Annotated in this window: 13 protein-coding genes; 11 read left to right on the forward strand and 2 right to left on the reverse strand. The window is 33.9% G+C overall.

The window, feature by feature from the left end; genetic code table 11:
- Positions 1 to 5 precede the first annotated feature (5 nt).
- Positions 6 to 1,703 (forward strand): ribonucleoside-diphosphate reductase subunit alpha, encoded by a 1,698-nt coding sequence (locus L1276_RS17535; protein WP_253790067.1) that lies wholly within the window; start codon positions 6 to 8, stop codon positions 1,701 to 1,703.
- A 275-nt stretch (positions 1,704 to 1,978) separates the two neighbouring features.
- Here L1276_RS17535 and L1276_RS17540 read toward each other — a convergent pair whose 3' ends face one another.
- Together L1276_RS17540 and ribB are read right to left on the reverse strand one after the other, a co-directional pair.
- Complete coding sequence (locus L1276_RS17540; RefSeq protein WP_253790069.1) at positions 1,979 to 2,551, reverse strand: Crp/Fnr family transcriptional regulator; 573 nt, start codon at positions 2,549 to 2,551, stop codon at positions 1,979 to 1,981.
- A gap of 3 nt (positions 2,552 to 2,554) precedes the next feature.
- Positions 2,555 to 3,217: a 3,4-dihydroxy-2-butanone-4-phosphate synthase gene (gene ribB / locus L1276_RS17545; RefSeq protein ID WP_253790071.1), complete on the reverse strand. Its 663-nt coding sequence runs from the start codon at positions 3,215 to 3,217 to the stop codon at positions 2,555 to 2,557.
- A 192-nt stretch (positions 3,218 to 3,409) separates the two neighbouring features.
- Between ribB and L1276_RS17550 the strand changes: the two genes are divergently transcribed.
- From L1276_RS17550 to L1276_RS17595, 10 genes are all read left to right on the forward strand, one after another.
- The gene (locus L1276_RS17550; protein WP_253790073.1) at positions 3,410 to 5,011 is read left to right on the forward strand and encodes a Na+/H+ antiporter; all 1,602 of its coding nucleotides are present in this window, start codon (positions 3,410 to 3,412) and stop codon (positions 5,009 to 5,011) included.
- A 107-nt stretch (positions 5,012 to 5,118) separates the two neighbouring features.
- Entirely contained in the window at positions 5,119 to 5,322 is a 204-nt protein-coding gene (locus L1276_RS17555; RefSeq protein WP_253790075.1) for a hypothetical protein, read from the forward strand.
- Between the two features lie 377 nt (positions 5,323 to 5,699).
- On the forward strand, positions 5,700 to 6,263 hold the full coding sequence (locus L1276_RS17560) for an RNA polymerase sigma factor (protein WP_253790077.1): 564 nt from the start codon (positions 5,700 to 5,702) through the stop codon (positions 6,261 to 6,263).
- Positions 6,264 to 6,397: 134 nt separating this feature from the next.
- On the forward strand, positions 6,398 to 7,525 hold the full coding sequence (locus tag L1276_RS17565) for a FecR family protein (RefSeq protein WP_253790079.1): 1,128 nt from the start codon (positions 6,398 to 6,400) through the stop codon (positions 7,523 to 7,525).
- 120 nt (positions 7,526 to 7,645) lie between these two features.
- On the forward strand, positions 7,646 to 11,242 hold the full coding sequence (locus L1276_RS17570) for a SusC/RagA family TonB-linked outer membrane protein (protein WP_253790080.1): 3,597 nt from the start codon (positions 7,646 to 7,648) through the stop codon (positions 11,240 to 11,242).
- Between the two features lie 11 nt (positions 11,243 to 11,253).
- A complete protein-coding gene (locus tag L1276_RS17575; RefSeq protein WP_253790082.1) occupies positions 11,254 to 12,660 on the forward strand; it encodes a RagB/SusD family nutrient uptake outer membrane protein in 1,407 nt (468 codons plus the stop codon).
- Positions 12,661 to 12,725: 65 nt separating this feature from the next.
- Complete coding sequence (locus L1276_RS17580) at positions 12,726 to 14,723, forward strand: TlpA disulfide reductase family protein (protein ID WP_253790084.1); 1,998 nt, start codon at positions 12,726 to 12,728, stop codon at positions 14,721 to 14,723.
- A 19-nt stretch (positions 14,724 to 14,742) separates the two neighbouring features.
- The gene (locus L1276_RS17585; RefSeq protein WP_253790087.1) at positions 14,743 to 16,131 is read left to right on the forward strand and encodes a S9 family peptidase; all 1,389 of its coding nucleotides are present in this window, start codon (positions 14,743 to 14,745) and stop codon (positions 16,129 to 16,131) included.
- Between the two features lie 158 nt (positions 16,132 to 16,289).
- Positions 16,290 to 18,308, forward strand: a complete 2,019-nt coding sequence (locus tag L1276_RS17590; protein ID WP_253790088.1) for a thioredoxin family protein — start codon at positions 16,290 to 16,292, stop codon at positions 18,306 to 18,308.
- Positions 18,309 to 18,332: 24 nt separating this feature from the next.
- Positions 18,333 to 21,152 carry a pitrilysin family protein gene (locus L1276_RS17595; protein WP_253790089.1) on the forward strand — a complete coding sequence of 940 codons (2,820 nt, stop codon included), beginning with the start codon at positions 18,333 to 18,335 and terminating at the stop codon, positions 21,150 to 21,152.
- The last annotated feature ends 55 nt before the right edge of the window (positions 21,153 to 21,207 follow it).

A 21,207-nucleotide genomic window follows, 5' to 3' on the forward strand; every position in this document is an offset into this window, starting at 1 on the left:
ATAATATGAATACAATAGATACAAATGAAGTAAATAGTCTTCCACAAAATGAAGCAGGAACTAAAATGTGGTGGAAGAACTCTGAAAGTGAACAAATTTTAAATCGTGGTTATCTTTTAAAAGGTGAAACTGTTGAAGGTGCAATTGACAGAATCTGTACCGCTGCAGCTAAAAGATTATACAAACCAGAATTAAAAGAATCTTTTGTAGAAATGATCGAACGCGGCTGGATGAGTATCAGTTCGCCGGTTTGGGCTAATATGGGAACTGAAAGAGGTTTGCCTATTTCTTGTTTCAACGTACACGTTCCGGACAAAATTGAAGGAATTACACATAAATTAGGTGAAGTGATCATGCAGACTAAAATAGGAGGTGGTACATCAGGCTATTTTGGAGAACTGCGTGAACGCGGAAGTGCTGTAACCGATAACGGAAAAAGCAGCGGAGCCGTAAGTTTTATGAAGCTTTTTGATACGGCTATGGATACAATTTCGCAAGGCGGTGTGCGTCGAGGCGCATTTGCGGCATATTTAGATGTTGATCATCCTGATATTGAGGAGTTTTTGAAAATTAAAAGTATTGGAAACCCAATTCAGAATTTGTTTACCGGAATTTGTGTTCCTGATTACTGGATGCAGGAAATGATTGACGGCGATAATGATAAAAGACAAATCTGGGCAAAGGTTTTAGAAAGCCGTCAGCAGAAAGGGCTGCCTTATATCTTTTTCAGCGATAACGTAAATAAAAACAAACCACAGGTTTATAAAGATCAAAACCTGAGAATCAATGCTAGTAATTTATGCAGTGAGATTATGCTTCCGTCAACTCATGACGAATCATTTATCTGCTGTTTATCATCAATGAATCTTGAGCTTTATGAAGAATGGAAAGATACAGAAGCAGTAAAACTGGCTATCTTTTTCCTTGATGCCGTATTACAGGAATTTATTGAAAAAACCGAAGGGAACTATTACCTTTCTGCAGCAAATAAATTTGCTAAAAGACACCGTGCTTTAGGTTTAGGGGTTTTAGGATGGCATTCTTATCTGCAAAAAAATATGATTCCGTTTGAAGGAATGGAAGCTAAAATGAAAACAACAGAAATTTTCAAACATATAAGCGACAAAGCGGATAAAGCAAGTCAGGAATTGGCTAGAATTTATGGTGAACCGGAATTGTTAAAAGGTTATGGAAGACGTAATACTACTACTATGGCTATTGCTCCAACGACTTCATCTTCGGCAATTTTAGGGCAGACTTCTCCGGGAATTGAACCTTTTAGCAGTAACTATTACAAAGCTGGTTTAAGCAAAGGTAATTTCATGCGTAAGAACAAATACCTGAAAAAATTACTTGAAGAAAAAGGTCTGGATAATGAAGAAGTCTGGAGAGAAATTATGCTAAACGGAGGAAGTGTTCAGCATATGTCACAGCTTTCTCAAAATGAAAAAGATGTTTTTAAAACGTTTAAAGAAATCAGCCAGTTAGAAATTGTACAGCAGGCAGGAATTCGTCAGAAATTTGTAGATCAAGGACAAAGTTTAAATCTTAATATTCCGGCTGAATTAGCGATTAAAGATGTAAACCGCTTAATGATCGAAGCCTGGCAGCAAGGAGTTAAAAGTTTGTACTACCAGAGAAGCCAGAGTGTTTCTAAAGAATTGGTGACAAGTCTTGTTTCTTGCAGCAGCTGTGAATCATAAAAAATCAAAAGCCGAATCAAATTTAGATTCGGCTTTTTTAATAGGTAATTGTGTAGATGTAGTAAAAAAAAGCACTTTTTGTTATGTCAACGAAGGAGTCTTTTCTACTGGCAACTCCGCAATGATTGTTCTTTTAAATATATAGAAACATAGTTTTTTAACGAAAAAAGAAAAACAAAAAAGAAACCAGTTTCTTCACACATAGTTATGCTTGTTAAAGCAAATGAAACACCTATTCTAAGTTTTAAAACTATGTTTCTATGTGTTTGAAAAAACTAAACTTTAGACTTCAATCGGCTTAAAGTTTCCTGCGAAATGTTAATATACGAAGCTACAATTTTATTAGGAAGCCTTTTTACAATAGCCGGATTAATTTTTAGCAATTGATTATAACGTTCCAAAGCATCCATGGTTGTAAACGACATTAAGCGATTGGCATTATTTACATACGCTTTTTCAAGATAATTACTGTAAAATTCCCTCCACTGCGGAATAATCTTCATCAAATGATTAAAATCCTCATGTGCAATCGAAAGCAGTTCTGATTTTTCAATCACCTGAATATTTTCTACAGAAGGCATTTTGGTTATAAAACTTACCAAAGCTGTTGCAAATTGATTTTCAAAAGCGATATATCGGGTAACGTCTTTTCCTTCTTCATTAATAAAAAAGATTCTGATACAGCCTTTTCCAATAAAAAATGTCTGCTGGCTGGTTTGTCCCTGTTCCAGCAGTAACTCATTTTTATTTTTCTTTAAAGGTTTGAAATAGGAGAGAATAGTATTTAGATCTTCATCTGAAACTTCAATGCTTTTTCTAATATAATTACCAAGCTGTTCGTATATCATTTTTTAGTTATAATCTCGCACGAATTTACGGTAATAGACAATATCTTCGATAGATAAAACTACTAAATCGTGCTCTTGTGCAAAGCTAATAATTTTGTCCAGTTTAGCCATGCTGCCATCTTCGTTCATTAATTCGCAAAGAACAGCTTCTGGCTGTAAACCGGCCAGTTTCATTAAATCGACACTTCCTTCGGTGTGGCCGTTTCTTTCCAGAACGCCGTTATCTTTCGCACGTAACGGAAAAATATGTCCGGGCCTTGCCAGATCTTCCGGTTTTGCATTTTGGGCAATTGCCGTTTTAATGGTGGTAATTCTGTCAGCTGCCGAAACTCCGGTTGTTACTCCATTTTTAGCTTCAATTGTAATGGTAAACGGCGTTTGAAAACTACTTGTATTTTCTTTTACCATATAAGGAAGTTCAAGCTGATCTGCTTTTTTATTTGGCAGACAAAGACAGACAATACCACTGCATTCTCGAATCATAATGGCCATATCTTGAACATTTATGTGCTGGGCAGAAAAAATCAAATCGCCTTCATTTTCACGGTTTTCATCATCGGTTACAATAATTCCTTTCCCGTTTTTGAGTTGTTCGAGAGCATTTTCAACTCGTTCTTTGCTTGTAACTCCAAACTGCACTAACGGACTTAATTCTGTACTTATCATGGTATTGTATTTTGAAACTGTTTTTAAGAAATAAATTTGAAACAAATCTAAACTTGTCTTCGATGAAAAAGTTTGATGCAGGTCAATAAATTGAGTATTCTTTTTTAGTGTTATTCTAATTTAATTATCATAAAATCTTAATTTAGCATCCAGAATTATAATCCCAAACAAATAAATACCCGCAGTTAAAAAATGGAAAATATCACAGTAATTATAATGTTACTCTTTGGCGTAGCTTTTCTTAGTTTAGTAAGTAAAAGATATAATTTTCCAATTCCTATTGTATTGGTGCTATGCGGAGTAATTATCAGCGTGGTGCCGGGGCTTCCGGTTATTGCGTTGAGTCCAGAAGTTGTTTTTATCATTTTCCTTCCGCCTCTTTTGTACCATGCAGCGTGGCATACAAGCTGGTCTGATTTTAAACAAACGATCCGCCCGATAACTTTAGCCGCCATTGGTTTGGTTTTTTTTACTACAGGATTAGTTGCTATTGTGGCGCACTGGCTTATAGATGATATTTCCTGGCCGTTAGCTTTTTTACTGGGTGCTATTGTATCGCCTCCAGATGCAGTTTCGGCAACAGCGATCACAAAAGGTTTAGGTTTGCATCCAAGATTAATTGCAATTTTGGAAGGAGAAAGTCTGGTAAATGATGCCAGTGGTCTTGTAGCGTACAAATATGCTTTAACAGCCATTACAGCAGGAAATTTCGTTTTATGGCAGGCTGGACTAAACTTTGTTTTAATGTCGGTTTTGGGTATTGCAGTAGGTCTGGCCGTTGGTTTTATAATGTACTATATCCATAAAAGATTTGTTTGCGATGATATTATCGAGGTGACACTTACCTTATTGACACCATTTGCATCGTATTTAATTGCTGAACATTTTCATGGCTCAGGAGTTTTGGCGGTAGTAGCAACGGGTCTTTTTTTAGCCGCAAGAACCGGCGCTATTTTTTCTCATGAAAGTAGAATCATGACCAATACGATATGGGATGTTTTAAACAACATTCTCAACGGATTAATTTTTATTTTAATTGGGCTTCAATTACGCCAAATTATAGAAGGGATAAGCAATTACTCAGGAAATTCTTTATTTATTTGGGGATCAGTAATCAGCATTGTAGTAATAGTGGTTCGTTTTCTATGGGTAATTCCTGCTACAGTGATTCCAAGAATGTTAAGCAAGAGAATTCGTGAAAAAGAAGAATTTGATTATCGAAATATGATCGTTTTTGGATGGTCAGGAATGCGCGGTGTGGTTTCTATGGCGGCAGCTTTGGCACTTCCGTTAATGCTGAACAAAACAGAAGAATTTCCGCTTCGTAATTTGATTATCTATTTGGTTTTTTGTGTGATACTTTCTACTTTAGTTATTCAGGGACTTACGCTTCCGTGGGTAATTAAAAAACTGAAAATTCAGCGTTATTCTATTTTGGCCGAAGAGTATGATATTCGAAATAAAATAGTTTCGGAAACAATCACTCATATCGAAGATAATTTTTCGTTGTTAGATGATGAATTACTGCACAACATTAAAAGCAAATATGAAGTAAAATTTAATCGTCTTCAAAAAACAGAACTTCCTGCCAACTTTTTTGGAAACGGAAAAGTATTGGGCGGACAAATTTTTAATGAGTTTACCAAAGTTCAAATTGATCTTTTGAATGTAGAACGCGGTAAACTGGAAAGCATGCATAAAAAAGGTTCTGTAAACGAAGAAATTTTCAGAAAAATAGAAAAAGAACTCGATCTTGAAGAAACAAGACTTTGGATGGAAATGTACGAAGAATAATATTTCTTCGATTTTTATAAATGATAGCTGTAATTATGTAATAGTGTTGATAAACAGTTTGTTAAATTTGAAATATTAAGTTGAATACAAACAGTAAAAATATAATTATGAAAACGCTATTAAAAACCAAAATTGCATTATTGTTGATTCTCGTATCGGGATTGGCATTTTCGTGTAAGAAGAACGAAACAACAATCGAGTCTCAGGATATAGATTCAACAGAAGCTATAATTGATACTGTAGGCCCGGATATAGATACTACGGCAACAGATACAGTTAGAACTATTACAACAGACACTATAAAAAAATAGAGTGTAATACATTTAGAATAGAAACCTGCAGTGCGTAATCACTGCAGGTTTTTTGTTTTACGCTCTGTTAAGATTTAAAATATCAAATTACACCGAAACAATATGTTGAGTTTTTTAAACCTGAAGATCAAATTTTACGTATAAATTAATAAAAGAACATCTTAGTGTTAAAAAAAGACCTGATTTTCGGGTAAGATTTGTACTAATATTGTTTTTTTAATATAAATTAAATCCTGTTTTTTTATCATATATAAAAAATGATTTCTAAATTTTGGTTGTTTTTAGGTATATTCGGAGAAATTTGATTGATATTTGAAGATAGTACAAATTTATCTAGCTTTGTTTTTTTGACCACTAATTAGTTTGTAGTTTATATTTTGGAAATAAATATTGTTTTAGAAGAGCTCCAAAAACAAAATAAAACTGTTTATAAAAATGTCTTTGATCGTTTTTATAAAGAGCTGGTTATTTATGCCCATAATTTTCTGTTCGATCAACAGGCGAGTGAGGATGTGGTTCAGGAAGTATTTATTTCATTGTGGGAAAATGCAAAAAACATCGAAATTAAAAGCTCGCTAAAAGCTTATTTGTTTGCCATGGTTCGCAATCGATGCTTAAATTACCTTAAATCTATAAAAATTACAGACGATTTAAATTTAATAGATTTGAATTCGATGCTTGTTCTGGAAGATGATTTGGATTTAATTTCGGAAGAAGAAAAAAACATTCTCTATAATCAGATATTAAAAATCATAGAGACGTTTCCTGAAAGTATGCAGCAGGTTTTTAAACTTAAATTTATTGAAAACTACAGTTACAATGAAATTGCCGATGAATTAGGCGTTTCTGTAAATACGGTAAAAACACAGCTTCAAAGAGCCAAAACTAAAATCAGCCAGTCTTTGGTTGTAGTAATGGCTTTGTTATCTATACGTCTGTAAGAAAAATATTTAGCTTTGTGTTAAATTTAATTTTTTCTTCATTTTTTCTTAAAGTTTTGTCACCCATTATTCTGTTCTGATTGTCTTAGTTATAAATTACATGATGTAATTGTTAATTTAAAGAGATTCTGCAAATGGAATTTAAACTGATCATAAAGAAAATAAATGATACTCTTACCCCAGAAGAAGAATCAGTTTTTACTGTATGGTACAATGAGTCTGACGCAAACAGGGAATATTTTAAAAGAGTACAGAATAATTATCAAAGCGATATTAAGGAAATCAACCTTGATAATGCCTGGAAAATTATTGACAAAAATAGTACGCTGCAAAAAAGTAATAAATCATACTACAAATATGCAATCGCTGCATCTGCAGCATTATTAATTGGTATTGCCTATTTCTCTCAAACAAAATCGACAATACATACTTTAGAGACCAAAACTGAAAATGCGGTTGTAGAGAAAAATTCGGACGATATTATTCTAACACTTTCTGATGGTTCAAAAGTAGTTTTAAACGATAAGAAAAACGGAGTAGTAGCCAATCAGGAAAATGTTGTAATTACCAAAGATCAGGACGGACAAATTCGTTATGATGAAAACAGCAAAGACCATAAAGGAAAAGTAAGCTACAATACTTTGGTCACGCCAAATGGCAAGACATTTCAAATTGCATTACCAGACGGAACTAGTGTTTGGATGAACGCTGGGTCTTCATTAAAATATCCAACTTATTTTGAAGGAAACGATAGAACGGTGGTTTTAACCGGAGAAGCTTATTTTGAAGTTGCCCATAATGCAAAAATGCCTTTTAAAGTTTTCTCAAACGGACAGGAAGTTGAAGTATTAGGAACACATTTTAATGTGAGAGCGTATCAAAATGAACCGGTTTTTAAAACTACTTTGTTAGAAGGAAAAATTAAAATTACCGAAGGAGACAATTCTTCTCTTGTAAAACCGGGTCAGCAGATTGTGGTTTCGCCGGATAAACATTCGATGAAAACAAAAGAGGTAAACGCTGAACTGGCAATAGCCTGGAAAAACCGATTGTTTTACTTTGAGAATGCAAGATATGACGAAATCATGCGAGAAATCGAAAGATGGTATGATGTAGATGTTATTTATAAAGGAAAAATTCCGGATGAGCGTTTTGAAGGCGCAATTCAAAAAGACTTAAAATTAAATCAAGTATTAAAAATGCTTGAAAGCAATGATATTCACTTTAAGATTTCAGGAAAGGAGGTGATTGTGACACAATAATAATGTGAAACAAGAACTTCGAAAAAAAATACCCAAAGCATTCCCGTGCTTTGGGTATGGACAGCGTAGTTCTTATAAAATTTTTACCGATTCTATTATTAACAAGCCGATTCAAAAGTAATGAAATTTTTAACCAATCAAAAATTAAGTCAAAATCAGGGTTTAACTCAGGAAAAGTCCAGATTGACAGCATTAAATAATTTGAAAAAATTATATTTTATATTATTTATGTTTCTTGCGTATACAGCTGTTGCGCAAACCAATAAAACCGTAACCATAGAAGGAACCAATCTTACTTTTCAAAAAGTGTTTGCCAATATAACCAAGCAGACAGGATATGTTTTTTTCTATAATGTCAAAATTTTAGACAAAGCAAAACCAGTAAATTTAAATATCCAGAAAAAAAGCATTTCAGAGGCTTTAGGAATTATATTTGAAGGACAGCAGTTTGTCTTTACCATTCAGGATAAAACCATTGTAGTTACTTCAACAAGCCCAGAAAATATTTCTACAGGATCTATAGAAGTAAAAGGACGTGTGCTTAATTCCAGCGGAGAACCTTATCCGGGTGTAAATATTTGGGTTACAGGAACCAAAAATGGAGCAACTACAGACTTTGACGGAAGTTTTGCTCTTTATGGTGTACCAACAAATGCTATAATCGAAGCTTCGGGATTAACAATCGAAACTACGAGATTAAATCTTGACGGCCGGTCCAATATAACAATAACAGCCAAAGAAAAAGTTTCGTTAATGAACGAAATTGTAGTAAATAACGGTTACCAAAAAATTTCTAAAACACGTTCAACAGGATCTGTATCTACAATTACAGCAAAAGATTTGGAGAAAATTCCAGTTTCGAATGTAATGCATCAGTTAGAAGGTCAGGTAGCGGGTTTGGCAATAGACGTGCTGGAATCTGATAATTCATTTGTTTACGGCAATATATTTGGTGCAGGTGCGGCGAAAACGAGTTATAACTTTAGAATTAGAGGACAATCTACTTATAATACCAGCGGAGCCAGCAGTTTACCGTTAATTATTTTAGATGGTACGCCGACTGAATTAGATATTAGAACCTTAAATCCAAAAGATATTGAGAAAATAACATTCTTAAAAGATGCTGCAGCGGCTTCTATTTATGGTGCAAGATCTGCAAACGGTGTTATGGTAATCGAAACTAAAAGAGGTAAAAGAGGGAAAACAAGGTTCAGCGCTTCTCAAAATTATGCCATTGCTAATAAAGCTTCTTTATCTCGCCTGCCTTTAATGAATTCTTCTCAAGTATTGAATTTAGAACAGGAATTAGTAGATAAAGGTATTATTACAGATCCGGCGTCAGCAACAAGTTTATATTATTCAACTCCAATTAACCAAGGTGTAGAATATATGTTTCAGGAAAAAAGAGGAACTATAACAACAGCCGAAAAAAATGCACAATTAGATATTTTAAGAGGAAGAAATAACTACGATCAAATTACAAAGTATTTAATGCGTCCTTCTGAATCAAATAATTTTGATTTTTCTTTTAGCGGCGGCCAAAACGATTATACTTATTTTACATCGGCTTCATTTTCTAATGAAAAAACTCAGGCTGTTGGTACTGGAGGTAAACGTATGACTTTTACTGTAAACCAGGATTTTAAATTGCTTAATTACTTCAAAGTAAGCACGAGTTTAAAAGGATCTATTTTTAATTATGATCAAAATGGTTTAGGATTAAATCCACTTCAGGCATCTTTAACATCATTTCTGCCATACAATGAAATAATTGATGCTAACGGAAATTCAGTTTCATACGAGAGACGCTTTTATAGTGCAGACGCCCAAAGACTTCAAAATCAGGGATATTTGCCATGGACCTATAATTACATGGAAGAATTAGATAATAGTAACAGAAATATTAAAGAACAAAATTATTCTGCTAATATTTCTATTACAGCACCTTTATTCAAAGGTTTAGATGCTGTTGGAACTTATTATATTGAAACTTCAAATTTGGACAATAAAAATTTATACAATCCAAATACCTATTTTGCCAGAGATCTTGTAAATCAGTATACAACTGTTAATACAGCTACAAATGAGTTAATTTATGGAGTTCCGTTAGGAGGAATAAGCCAAAATTCAAGATTTGGTAAAGACAGTTATACCGCAAGAGGTCAGTTGGTTTACAACACCACTTTGGCAGATAAACATGCTATTGATGCTCTTGGAGGTATTGAGTTTAGAGAAACATTAGAATCAAATCAGTCAGGAACTTTATATGGATATAACGAAACGGCACAGACTTCAATAGATCTTCCTTCAAATAATCCGAATACAATTTACGGATATGCGCAGGGAATTAGTTACAATAATACATTAAAAAGCCAGACGCGCCGCTTTTTGTCTTATTATGGAAATGCGTCTTATACGTATGATAACAAATATACCATTTCTGGAAGTGCCCGTTTAGACGATTACAACAATTTTGGTGTAGATAAAAGTTACAGAAGAACACCTTTATGGTCTACTGGTTTAAAATGGAATATTACTCAAGAAAATTTCATGAAAAATGTCACTTTCTTTGATAACTTAAGTTTTAGAGCAAGTTACGGATACAACGGAAATATTAGTTTAGAGACATTCCCATTTACAAATATTTCTTTGGCCGATGTTGATAGATTTTCACAACAGCCTTATGCTTTTATATCTGCAGCAGCGAATCCTGCACTTCGATGGGAAAAAACCGGAATCATGAATTTTGGTCTTGATTTTAGTCTTCTTAACTATCGTTTAAACGGAACCATTGAGTACTACAGAAAAGATAGTAAAGACTTAATTATGGAATTTCCGGTAACGCCGTTTTATGGAGTTCCAAATAGTTCGCTTACTAGAAATTCATCTACTTTAGAAGGACATGGAATTGATTTGAATTTAAAAGGAACTATCATTAGTACAAAAGATTTTGGTTTTGATTTAAGTTTGGTAACATCTTACAATACGAATGAAGTTACCGATTCAAGATTTACAAATTTTGCAAATATCTTAAATGGTTCTGGAAGTACAGCACCAATTAAAGGATATGGAACCAATAGTATTTTTGCTTTTAGAAATGCGGGATTAAATAGTGCAGGAGCGGTACAGGTTTATGATAAAGACGGAAATATTGTGCAGCCAAATGTGATGCTTACAGATATTGAAGACATGAAATATATGGGGACTTCTACACCAAAATATTACGGAAGTTTAAGTGCTAATTTAACTTATAAAAAACTTTCACTTTATCTTTTAGCTACTTACAAATTAGACTATGTAATGTTTAAACCATCATTTGATCAGTATGTAGACAGATACGGAAGTTTCAAAGGATATGATTTAAATTCAGACATTGACTTAAGATGGAGAAATCCAGGTGACGAAGCTACCACAAGCGTTCCCGGTGTAAGAGGGATGACAGGTTACAGTTTCTCCCGTTACAGATTTAGTGATAACAAAGTAATTGATGGAGACCATGTTCGTTTCAAAGAAGTTTCATTGAAATATGATTTATCAAGTCTCTTCGAAAATACATTTATAGATAGCGCCGCTTTAACTTGTTCTGCAAGAAACATTGGAATTATCTGGAGAAAAAACAATGACAATATCGATCCTGATTTTTTACCAGTAACTGGTTCGGGCATGAAACTGCCTCCAACGGCAATGTATTCAATGGGATTCAATTTTAATTTTTAAAAGCTGTAACGATGAAAAAATATTTAATATATATAGGCATTTTATCAACACTTTTAACAAGTTGTGATAATTACGTAGACATACAAACAGAAGGAAAACTTATTCCAAAAGAAACTGTGAATTATAGATATCTGCTGCAGGGAGCTGCTACGTTTAACAGCACTTACAATTTAGTAGATGTAGCTTCAGATGATATTGTAATGCGCGATGACCACGCAAATTACTTTAATCAGTATTTTTCTGGTTCTGCTTACAACAGACCTTATGTGGACACGTATAAATGGGCCAATGAAATTATTCCTGTTGGAGAAAGAGATAACGATATGAATTCGTTATATGCAAGCTTATATACTTGTAACGTAATTATCAATGAAGTAATGACCAGTACAAATGGTACAGAGGCAGAACGTTTGGCTATAAAAGGAGAAGCCCAAGTTCATAGAGCTTTTATCTTTTTGACATTAGTAAATGTATTTGGAAAAGCCTACGATCCTGCAACTGCATCTACAGATTTAGGAATTCCTCTTTTAACTGTACCAACTGTAACAGAGAATGTTACAAGAGCATCTGTAAAAGAAGTTTACGATCAAATTGTAAAGGATTTGACAGAAGCTGTTTCATCAGGATTAAAACCAGTAAATAGATCTAGAAGTGTTTGGTTTCCATCAAAAGCATCTGCTTACGGATTATTAGCGAGAACAAATTTGTATATGGGAAATTATACAGAAGCCTTGCAGAATGCAGAATCAGCTTTAGCATTACAAAATACTTTATTGAATTTAGAAGACTACGAAAATGCTGGAGATTATGGATGGCCGAGAACCTTTGATGATCCGGAAAATATACTGGCAAAAGAATCTACTACTTATATGTATTCGCCGATATTTTTGTCTCTAAGCGATGAGTTATTAAATTCATTTGATACAAAAGATCTCAGATACCAATTGTACACAAGATCTATTAGTACAATGACTTACGGAACTCTTACTCAGGGAAGAGCCTATTCTAAAGAACTTTTATCTGGAGACGGTCGTAACGCCGGACCAACTGTTCCTGAAATGTATGTGATTAAAGCCGAATGCGAAGCCAGAGCAGGAAATGCAGGTACAGCAATGACCACTATTAATACATTAAGAAAAAAACGTTTTAAAGCAGCAGATTATACAGATTTAACTGCCGTTGATGCAAACGACGCTCTTGTAAAAGTTTTGGCTGAACGCCGAAAAGAATTAATGGGAAGAGCAGGATTTAGATGGGCCGATTTGAAAAGATTAAATAAAGATCCTCGTTTTGCTAAAACAATTACACATAAATACTTAACAGAAACTTTTACCATTGAACCAAACGGAAATCGTTATCAGTTTCCTTTTGCCGCAATCTACTTTGATTACGCTCCAGATCTGCAGCAAAATAATTAAAAAGAATTGATTCAAAAAAATATAGCACGTTCAGACAAAACTGAACGTGCTTAAACAAAAAGAAAATGAAAATATTAAAACTATTAACGCTTTTTATAACTGCTAATGCAGCTATATATGCGCAGGATCAACCCAAAAAATTTGAAATTTCTCCAGAACAGCCAAATCCAGGAGAAGAAATTACGATTACTTATGATCCTTCCGCAACTGTTTTGAAAAATGCAAAACAGGTTTCAGGAAGATTATATACTTATGATAATTTTAGATGGATCATTAAGGATATTAGTCTTAAAGCGACTTCTGATAAAAAATGGCAGACGAAAGTAAAACTTTCAGATCACGCATCATTGATAACTTGTATTTTTACTTCAGACACTCTAATAGATAAAGGGGGAGCTATTACTTACAGCTGGATGCTTCCAAAATCTCCGGGTGCTTATATAGGATGGGGAATGCTTCGTAATAAAGTTTTTGAAAATGATGTTCCAAACATCGTAGATGAATCAGCTTTTAAAAATGATTCTGTAGCCGTAATGTGGGTAAATTACGAATTGCAATACCATCCAGAGAGCCGCAAGAAAATATTTTATAATGCATTAAAAGTAGCTCAAATTGTGAGAGGCGGTGATTTTGCTCCTCGTATCAAAAAAGAAGTTCGTTTTGTACTAACAAATGAGTTAGATAATCAGGATCAGTATAATGTAACCAAAGCAATCGGTTTATTAGAACCAGCTGCTAATAAAGTTTTTATTGATTCAGTGCAGCAGGTCTTGCTTAAAAAATATCCAAAAGGAGTTCTGGCGCGTGATATCGAAATTAGAAAAATCTTTATGGAATCAGATTTTGATAAAAAAGTAAAACAGTATGCTGAATTCGAAAAAAACTTTCCAGCTGAGAAATTTTTAGATATTACTACAGATACAGAAAGTCTTTTCAGCGATAAATTATTTAAAGCAATTGCTTACAATTATATCGTAAAAAATAAAGATTACAATTTCGCTTTAAACAGCGTTAAAAAAGTATCATTCAATAATGTACTAGATTACAGCTGGCATTTGGTTTCTATTCCTTTTAACAGACATGAAGATGGAATCGAGAAAACAGATTTGGAAACACTAAAAAAATACGCTGATATTATTATTCCTGAAATGGAAAGCAGAGAGGCATTTGTGCCTAAAGAATATGCGCAGAAATTATCTCCTAAAGAATGGCAGGCACTAACAGTAAATTACGCTGCAAGAGAATATTTTACGTATGCAAAACTTCACGAAATCTTTAAAAACTATGATTTAGAAAGAAGATATCTGGATAAAATTAAGTCATTTTACGGTTACAAAGACGCAAGTTACAACGAGGTTTATACGAGAATGCTCATTAGAGAAGGAAAAACGCTTGATGCGAAAGAATTATTAGCGATAAGCATTAGAGAAAACAAAGTAACGCCGGAAATGCTGGCTTCTTTAAAGTCTATTTACTTAAAAGAAGGCGGAAAAGAAGCAGGTTTTGAAGCACATGTTAATTCATTTAAATCAGACAGTAATATTCAGGAGCACAAAGCCAAACTGATTGCAGAACTGATCAATATGCCAATAGAAGGTTTTGATCTAGAAAGCAGCAGAGGTGGTAAAGTGAAATTAGCCGATCAAAAAGGAAAAATTGTAGTGCTTGATTTTTGGGCAATGTGGTGCGGACCTTGCAAAAATGCAATGCCTGGAATGCAGATGGCAGTTGAAAAGTACAAACAAGATCCTAATGTGAATTTTTATTTTGTAGATACGCAAGAATACATCAAAGATTTTAAAGCGCAGACACAAGCTTTTATTAAAGAAAAAGGATTTGATTTTACGATTTTGTACGATGGAAAAAATCCAAAAACAGGAAAGTTGGATGAAGTATACGAGAAATATTCTAAAGCATTTCAATTTTCTGGAATTCCAGAAAAAATGATTATAGATCAAAACGGAAAATTAAGATGGAAATCAAATGGTTATTTTGGAAGTCCAACTGAATTGGCCGACGAAATTTCGATCATCATTGAGTATTTAAAAGCTGAGAAAAAATAATTTAGTTAAAGGTTATAAAATGAAAATTGTTAATTTTTTATATCTCAGCATTTTAGTATTGTGCTGTCAGACTGGTTTTTCCCAAACCATCTGGCAGGGACAATACCAGTCGTACCGAATACTGGTTTCAGGTGATTTTGACAGCAAAAAAGATTCTCTTTCTTTTAGTATCCCTGAATTAGGTTCAGAATGCAAAATTGCTTTTAAAGTTGCCGCAGATAGTGTTTCTTTTAAAAATGACATGTATGGTTATACTTTTAAAGGAAAATACAATACCGATAAAACTGCAGTAACAGGAATTTTTAATAATTATTCAATTCCAAATGCCGTTATTGTTTTAAAGAAACAAACCGAAATCAAACCTTTGTTTTTTGCACAGCATCCGCAGAAACCGTATCCGTATGAAGTAAAAGATTTTACCTTTTCAGGGAAGAATACCAAGCTGACTTATGGCGCAACATTGACACTTCCGAAGAACAAAAAGAAATATCCGCTGGCCATTTTAATTTCTGGAACCGGGCAGCACGATCGCAATTATACGTTTATGGGCAGAGAATCTTTTACCGTTTTAGCCGATTATCTGGCTCGCAGCGGAATCGCTTCTCTTCGTGTAGACGACCGCGGATTTGGCAAAACAACCGGAGATTTTGAAAATGCCACAACTGGAGATTTTGCCAATGATATCGAAGAAGAAATCGAATATTTAAAAAGTGATAAAAATGTCGATGCAACTCATATTGGTCTAATTGGCCACAGCGAAGGCGGTATGATTGCCTCAATCGTTAGCTCGAGAAACAAGGACATAAAATTCATGATTAGTTTGTCTGGCGTGGGAGTAAGCGGACTTGAAATGCTGAATCTTCAAAATACGGCGATTTTAAAAAGTTTCAATTTTACAGATGAGGTGGTAGCCAAACAAATGGAATTGTACAATATTTTATTCAAAGCCGTTTACGATACTAAAGACGATGAATCTGTAAAACCCATAATGGAAACGAAATTGAAAGAATGGATGCAGAAACAGGATTCTGTCACGCTAAAAAAAGTACAGCTTTGGGACGGACGCGATCAGACATTTTTATACCGATACGGAAAAGATGCTGACAGAAAATGGTACCGCTACACCATTCATTATAATCCGGAAGATTACCTGCCTAAAATTACAGTTCCTGTAATGATTGCAAACGGCGATAAAGACATTCAGGTTCCGGCAGTAGAAAATATTAACTCATTTAAGAAATATCTTAAAGTTAAAGACCTGACTACTAAAATTTATCCGGGATTAAACCATATGTATCAGCATTGTATTACTTGTACTCAAAAAGAAGTCAAAGAGATAGATGAGGTCTTTGCACCAGAAGTTTTGGAGGATATTTCTAAGTGGATTTTAGTTCGTTATAAAAAGTAATAATGTGTGATCATCTTTGTCAAAGTTTGAAACTTTGACAAAGATTGAAAAACCAAAAACGCTTGATTACCAAGGTTCTTTACCCAAACCCTTTTTCGTTTTTATATAATTAATTATGGACTTTCCTTAACAGGATCGATCATGAAATGTTTCATGCTATGAAAAAATTATTTTTATTGTTTTTGATACTTTTTAGTTTTCAAAACACATTTTCTCAAATTTACGATCCCGTTTCATTTACGACTTTAGTTAAGGAAACAGGGCAGAACAGCTACACTTTAAGTATTACAGCGCAAATCGACAAAGGCTGGCACATGTATTCGCAAAAAGTTCCCGCAAATGGACCAATGCCAACTAGTTTTGTCTTTGCAAAATCTAAAAATTATACAACAAAAGGCGGCGTTATTGAGCCAAACGGACATGAAATTGATGATCCGATTTTTAATATGCGCATCAAACTTTTTGAAACAAAAGCTGTTTTTACACAAAAAATAGAAAGAAAAAATAACGATGCTTTTAAGGTTAACGCAACTATAGAATTTATGGTCTGCAATGATCAAAGCTGTTTGCCGCCAAGCGAAAGGGAATTTGTTTTTGAAATTCCAAAAGGCGCTGCAGAAGAACAATCAAAAATTACAGAAACCGTTCAAAGAGATACCGTTATAACTCAGAAAGAAGATACGGTTGCAGCAGTTATTCCAGTAAAAACAGAAATGAGAAAAGATAGTGTTTCTGTTGAAAAAAATGCTGCTAAAAACGAGCAAAACATCTGGAACATATTTCTATTAAGCTTTTTAGGCGGTTTGGCAGCTTTACTAACGCCTTGTGTTTTCCCGATGATTCCAATGACAGTTAGTTTTTTTACCAAACAAAGTAAAAACAAAGCAGCAGGAATTAGAAATGCCATATTATACGGATGGTTTATTATTATTATTTATGTGGCCTTAGGAACTTTAGTGACGACTATTTTTGGTGCAGATGCTTTAAACGCACTGGCAACAAACGTTATATTTAATTTGGTGTTTTTTGTATTATTGGTCGTTTTTGCCATCTCATTTTTGGGCGCTTTCGAAATTGTTCTGCCAAGTTCATGGCTTACTAAAGTGGATAATAAATCTCAAAAAAGCGGTGTAATTGGTATCTTTTTTATGGCTTTGGCTTTAGCAATAGTATCATTCTCATGTACAGGACCAATTGTTGGGACTTTATTAGTGCAGTCAGCAAGTCAGGGCGGTTTAGCACCCATTATCGGAATGTTAGGTTTTTCATTGGCAATTGCACTGCCATTTACACTTTTTGCCGCTTTTCCCGGCTGGATGAATTCTTTACCAAAATCAGGCGGATGGTTAAACTCTGTAAAAGTGGTTTTAGGCTTTTTAGAACTGGCTTTGGCTTTTAAATTTTTATCGAATGCTGATTTGGTTTTGCAATTGCATTTATTGGAAAGAGAAACATTTTTAGCCATTTGGATTGCCATTTTTGCAGCCTTAACTTTTTACTTATTCGGAAAAATCCAGCTTTCGCATGATTCTCCGGTTACACATCTTTCAGTAGGCAGATTAAGTTTCGGGATCGTGGTTTTGGCATTTACTATTTATTTAATTCCGGGATTATGGGGCGCGCCTCTGCAATGGATCAGCGGATTTCCTCCTCCAAAACAATACAGCGAATCTCCAAACGGAATTGGAACAACAGTATCTTCAAACACTGCAGCGGCAATATTGCCGGAAGGTGCAGAAGAAGGTCCAAACGGAATTACTGTTTTCAGAGATTATGATTTAGGACTCGCTTATGCCAAAAAAGTAAATAAACCGGTTATGCTTGATTTTACGGGATTTGCCTGCGTAAACTGCCGTAAAATGGAAGAACGTGTCTGGCCGGATCCGCAGGTTTTGTCGCAGCTTAATAATGATGTGGTCGTAATTTCGTTATATGTAGATGACAAAAGACCGCTGGAAGAAAACGAGCAGGTGGTGTCTAAAATAACGGGTAAAAAATTAAAATATATTGGGCAGAAATGGAGCGAATTCCAAATCTTGAAATACAAAACAAATGCACAGCCGTATTATGTTTTAGTGGATCACAAAGGAGAAAATTTAAATCAGCCTACGGCTTATAATCCGGATATTGCTTTTTATACCAATTGGTTGAAAGAAGGTGTCCGGAACTTCAGATAATCATCAAAAACAAAAAAATATCAAATGAAAATCTTTCAATCAAAATATTTGCTTTTTATCCTTTTCATAGGATTTAAAAGTACTGCACAGTTTAGCACTACAATTCCGCTGGATTCTGAAGTGGCTTCGGGAAAATTAAAAAACGGAATGAAATATTATGTGCTTCATAACGAATGGCCAAAAGATCGTGTAAGTTTTTATTTTGCCCAAAATGTCGGAGCGATTTTAGAAAATGATGATCAAAACGGATTAGCACATTTCTTAGAGCACATGGCTTTTAACGGAACTCAAAACTTTGAAGGAAAAGGTATTATTGATATGCTGGAAAAAAAAGGCGTTCGCTTTGGTGCAGATATCAATGCTTATACAGCTCAGGATCAAACGGTTTATAATTTGAGCAATGTTCCTTCTTCAGATGATAAACTAGTAGATTCCTGCCTTTTGGCCTTACACGACTGGTCAGGTTTTCTTTCTTTAAAAGATACAGAAATTGATGCTGAACGCGGTGTAATTAGAGAAGAATGGAGAACAAGACGTGATTCTGATTTCAGATTACGCTTGGAAACCGATAAAACATTATACAAAGATTCTAAATACGCAAAACGTGATGTTATTGGCGATTTAAATATCATTAATAATTTTGATTATCAAGTTCTTAGAGATTATTATAAAAAATGGTACCGCCCGGATTTACAAGCCGTTATTGTTGTGGGAGATGTAAATGTGAAAGAAGTAGAGCAGAAGATTATCCAACTTTTCTCGACTATAGAAATGCCAAAAAATGCGGCGGAACGTTATTACGTTTCAATTCCGAAAAATAAAGGAATGGAATATGTTTTAGCAAAAGATAAAGAAGCGCAGGAAACATCAATTGTTTTGTATTATAAGAAAGACTTTAGTAGAGTTAAAAACGATGAAACAATCAGAAAAGATCTGGTAAATAATTTGTGCACCGATATGATGAACAGACGTTATCAGGCATTTATCCAGAATAACGAAACTTCTGTTTTAAAAATGGCATCCGGACCTTCTGAAGTATCCAGGTTAACAGATTCTTACAGCTTATATGTTGTTCCAAAAAATAATAAAACAGCAGCAGGTTTTAAAGAATTGATGATCGAAACAGAAAGAGCAGTCCGTTACGGTTTTACACAAAAAGAACTCGATAGAAATAAAGAAGGAATTTTGAGTTATTATGAAGATCTGCTTCAAAATAAAGATAAAATCAACAGCGATGAGTTTGCAGAGGAATTAGTAAATTATTTCCTGAAAGCCGCTCCATTTGAAAGTATTGAAAAACAATATGAAAATATTAAAAAACGTTTAGCTTCGATTACACTTTCTGAAATAAATCAGGCGGTTAAAAAACTGCAAACCGCTGATAATATTGTTTTAACGGTTACTGGGCCTGATAAAAATGATGTGGTATATCCGTCAAAATCAGATTATACGGCTATTATGGAATCGGTTAAAAAAATGCCTTTAGAAAAATACAAAGAAACCAATACTGATAAACCTTTGATTACGGCAGAGTTAAAAGGTTCTAAAGTAATAAAAGAATCTGATGCAGGAATTGCAGGAGCGAAAAGTTACGTTTTAGGAAACGGTGCCAAAATTATTTTATATCCAACGACTTTGGCCAAAGATGAAATTTTGTTTTCGGCATTTAGTAAAGGAGGCAGCTCTTTACTTAAAACAGAAGATATTCCATCATCGCAAATTGCGGTAAGTTTAGTAGAAAGTTCTGGTTTAGGAGAATTTAAAAATACCGATTTACAAGATAAACTAAATGGAAAAATAGTAAGTTTAAAACCTTACATAACGGAATTGACAGAAGGATTTAAAGGTTCGAGTAATCAAAAAGATGTTGAAACTTTATTACAGCTCTTGTACTTGTATTTTGAGAATCCAAGATTCGATACAGATTCGTATTCAAGAATGCTGACTGGTTTAACTAATTCGTTAGAAAACAGTGCCAATACAAACCCTAAAATTTTTCAGGACACTATTTCGCTGTTAAACTCAAACCATAATAAACGACTTCCGCTTTTCAATCAGGAATTTATCAAGCAATTGAGTTTTGAAAAAGCATCGGAAATTTATAAAAACAGAATCTGGAATGCCGCTGATTTTACGTTTGTTTTTACAGGAAATCTTCCTGAAAATACACTTTCGTTAATCGAAAAATATATAGGAAGTATTTCATCTGATGTAAACAAAACCGAAAATTTTAAAGACAATCACATAGAGCCTAAAGATGGAATTGCGAAGGAATTGTTGATTAGGGAAATGAATGTGCCAAAAGCCAGCGTTTACATTCGATTTGTAAAGCCGTTTCCATACACGTATAAAAATGTTTTCACGATTCATATTTTGTCTGAATTACTGTCTAAAAAATATCTTGATTTAATTCGTGAAGAAGAGGGCGGAAGTTACGGTGTACATGTTTCTTCGGGCGTGAGCAGACTTCCGTCTGATGAATATTCGATGACCATTAATTTTGACAGTGATCCTGAAAAAGAGGAAAAACTAACCAAAATTGTTTATGAGCAAATCGAGTTAATGCAGAAAAAAGAAGTGAAGAACGAGGATATTCAATCTGTAAAAAATACCGTTTTAAAATCAAGAGCCGAAAAAGTATTATCAAACAGTTTCTGGCTGAGTAATTTAAACAATATGGCTTTAAATAATGAAGATTTTAAAGATGATGTTATTTACCAGAAAACTTTAAATGAAATTACTCCGGAAGATTTAAAAGCTTTTGCGAAACAGTTTTTTGAAAAACCAAAAACAGTAGAAGTTATTATGAAATCGAAATCTCAGAGTGCTTCTGCTCAATATTAAAATAAAACCTGATGTTATAAAACACATAGAAACATAGTTTTATCTAAAGAAAGGA

The sequence above is a fragment of the Flavobacterium sp. HSC-32F16 genome (assembly GCF_024171645.1).
Classification (GTDB): Bacteria; Bacteroidota; Bacteroidia; order Flavobacteriales; family Flavobacteriaceae; genus Flavobacterium.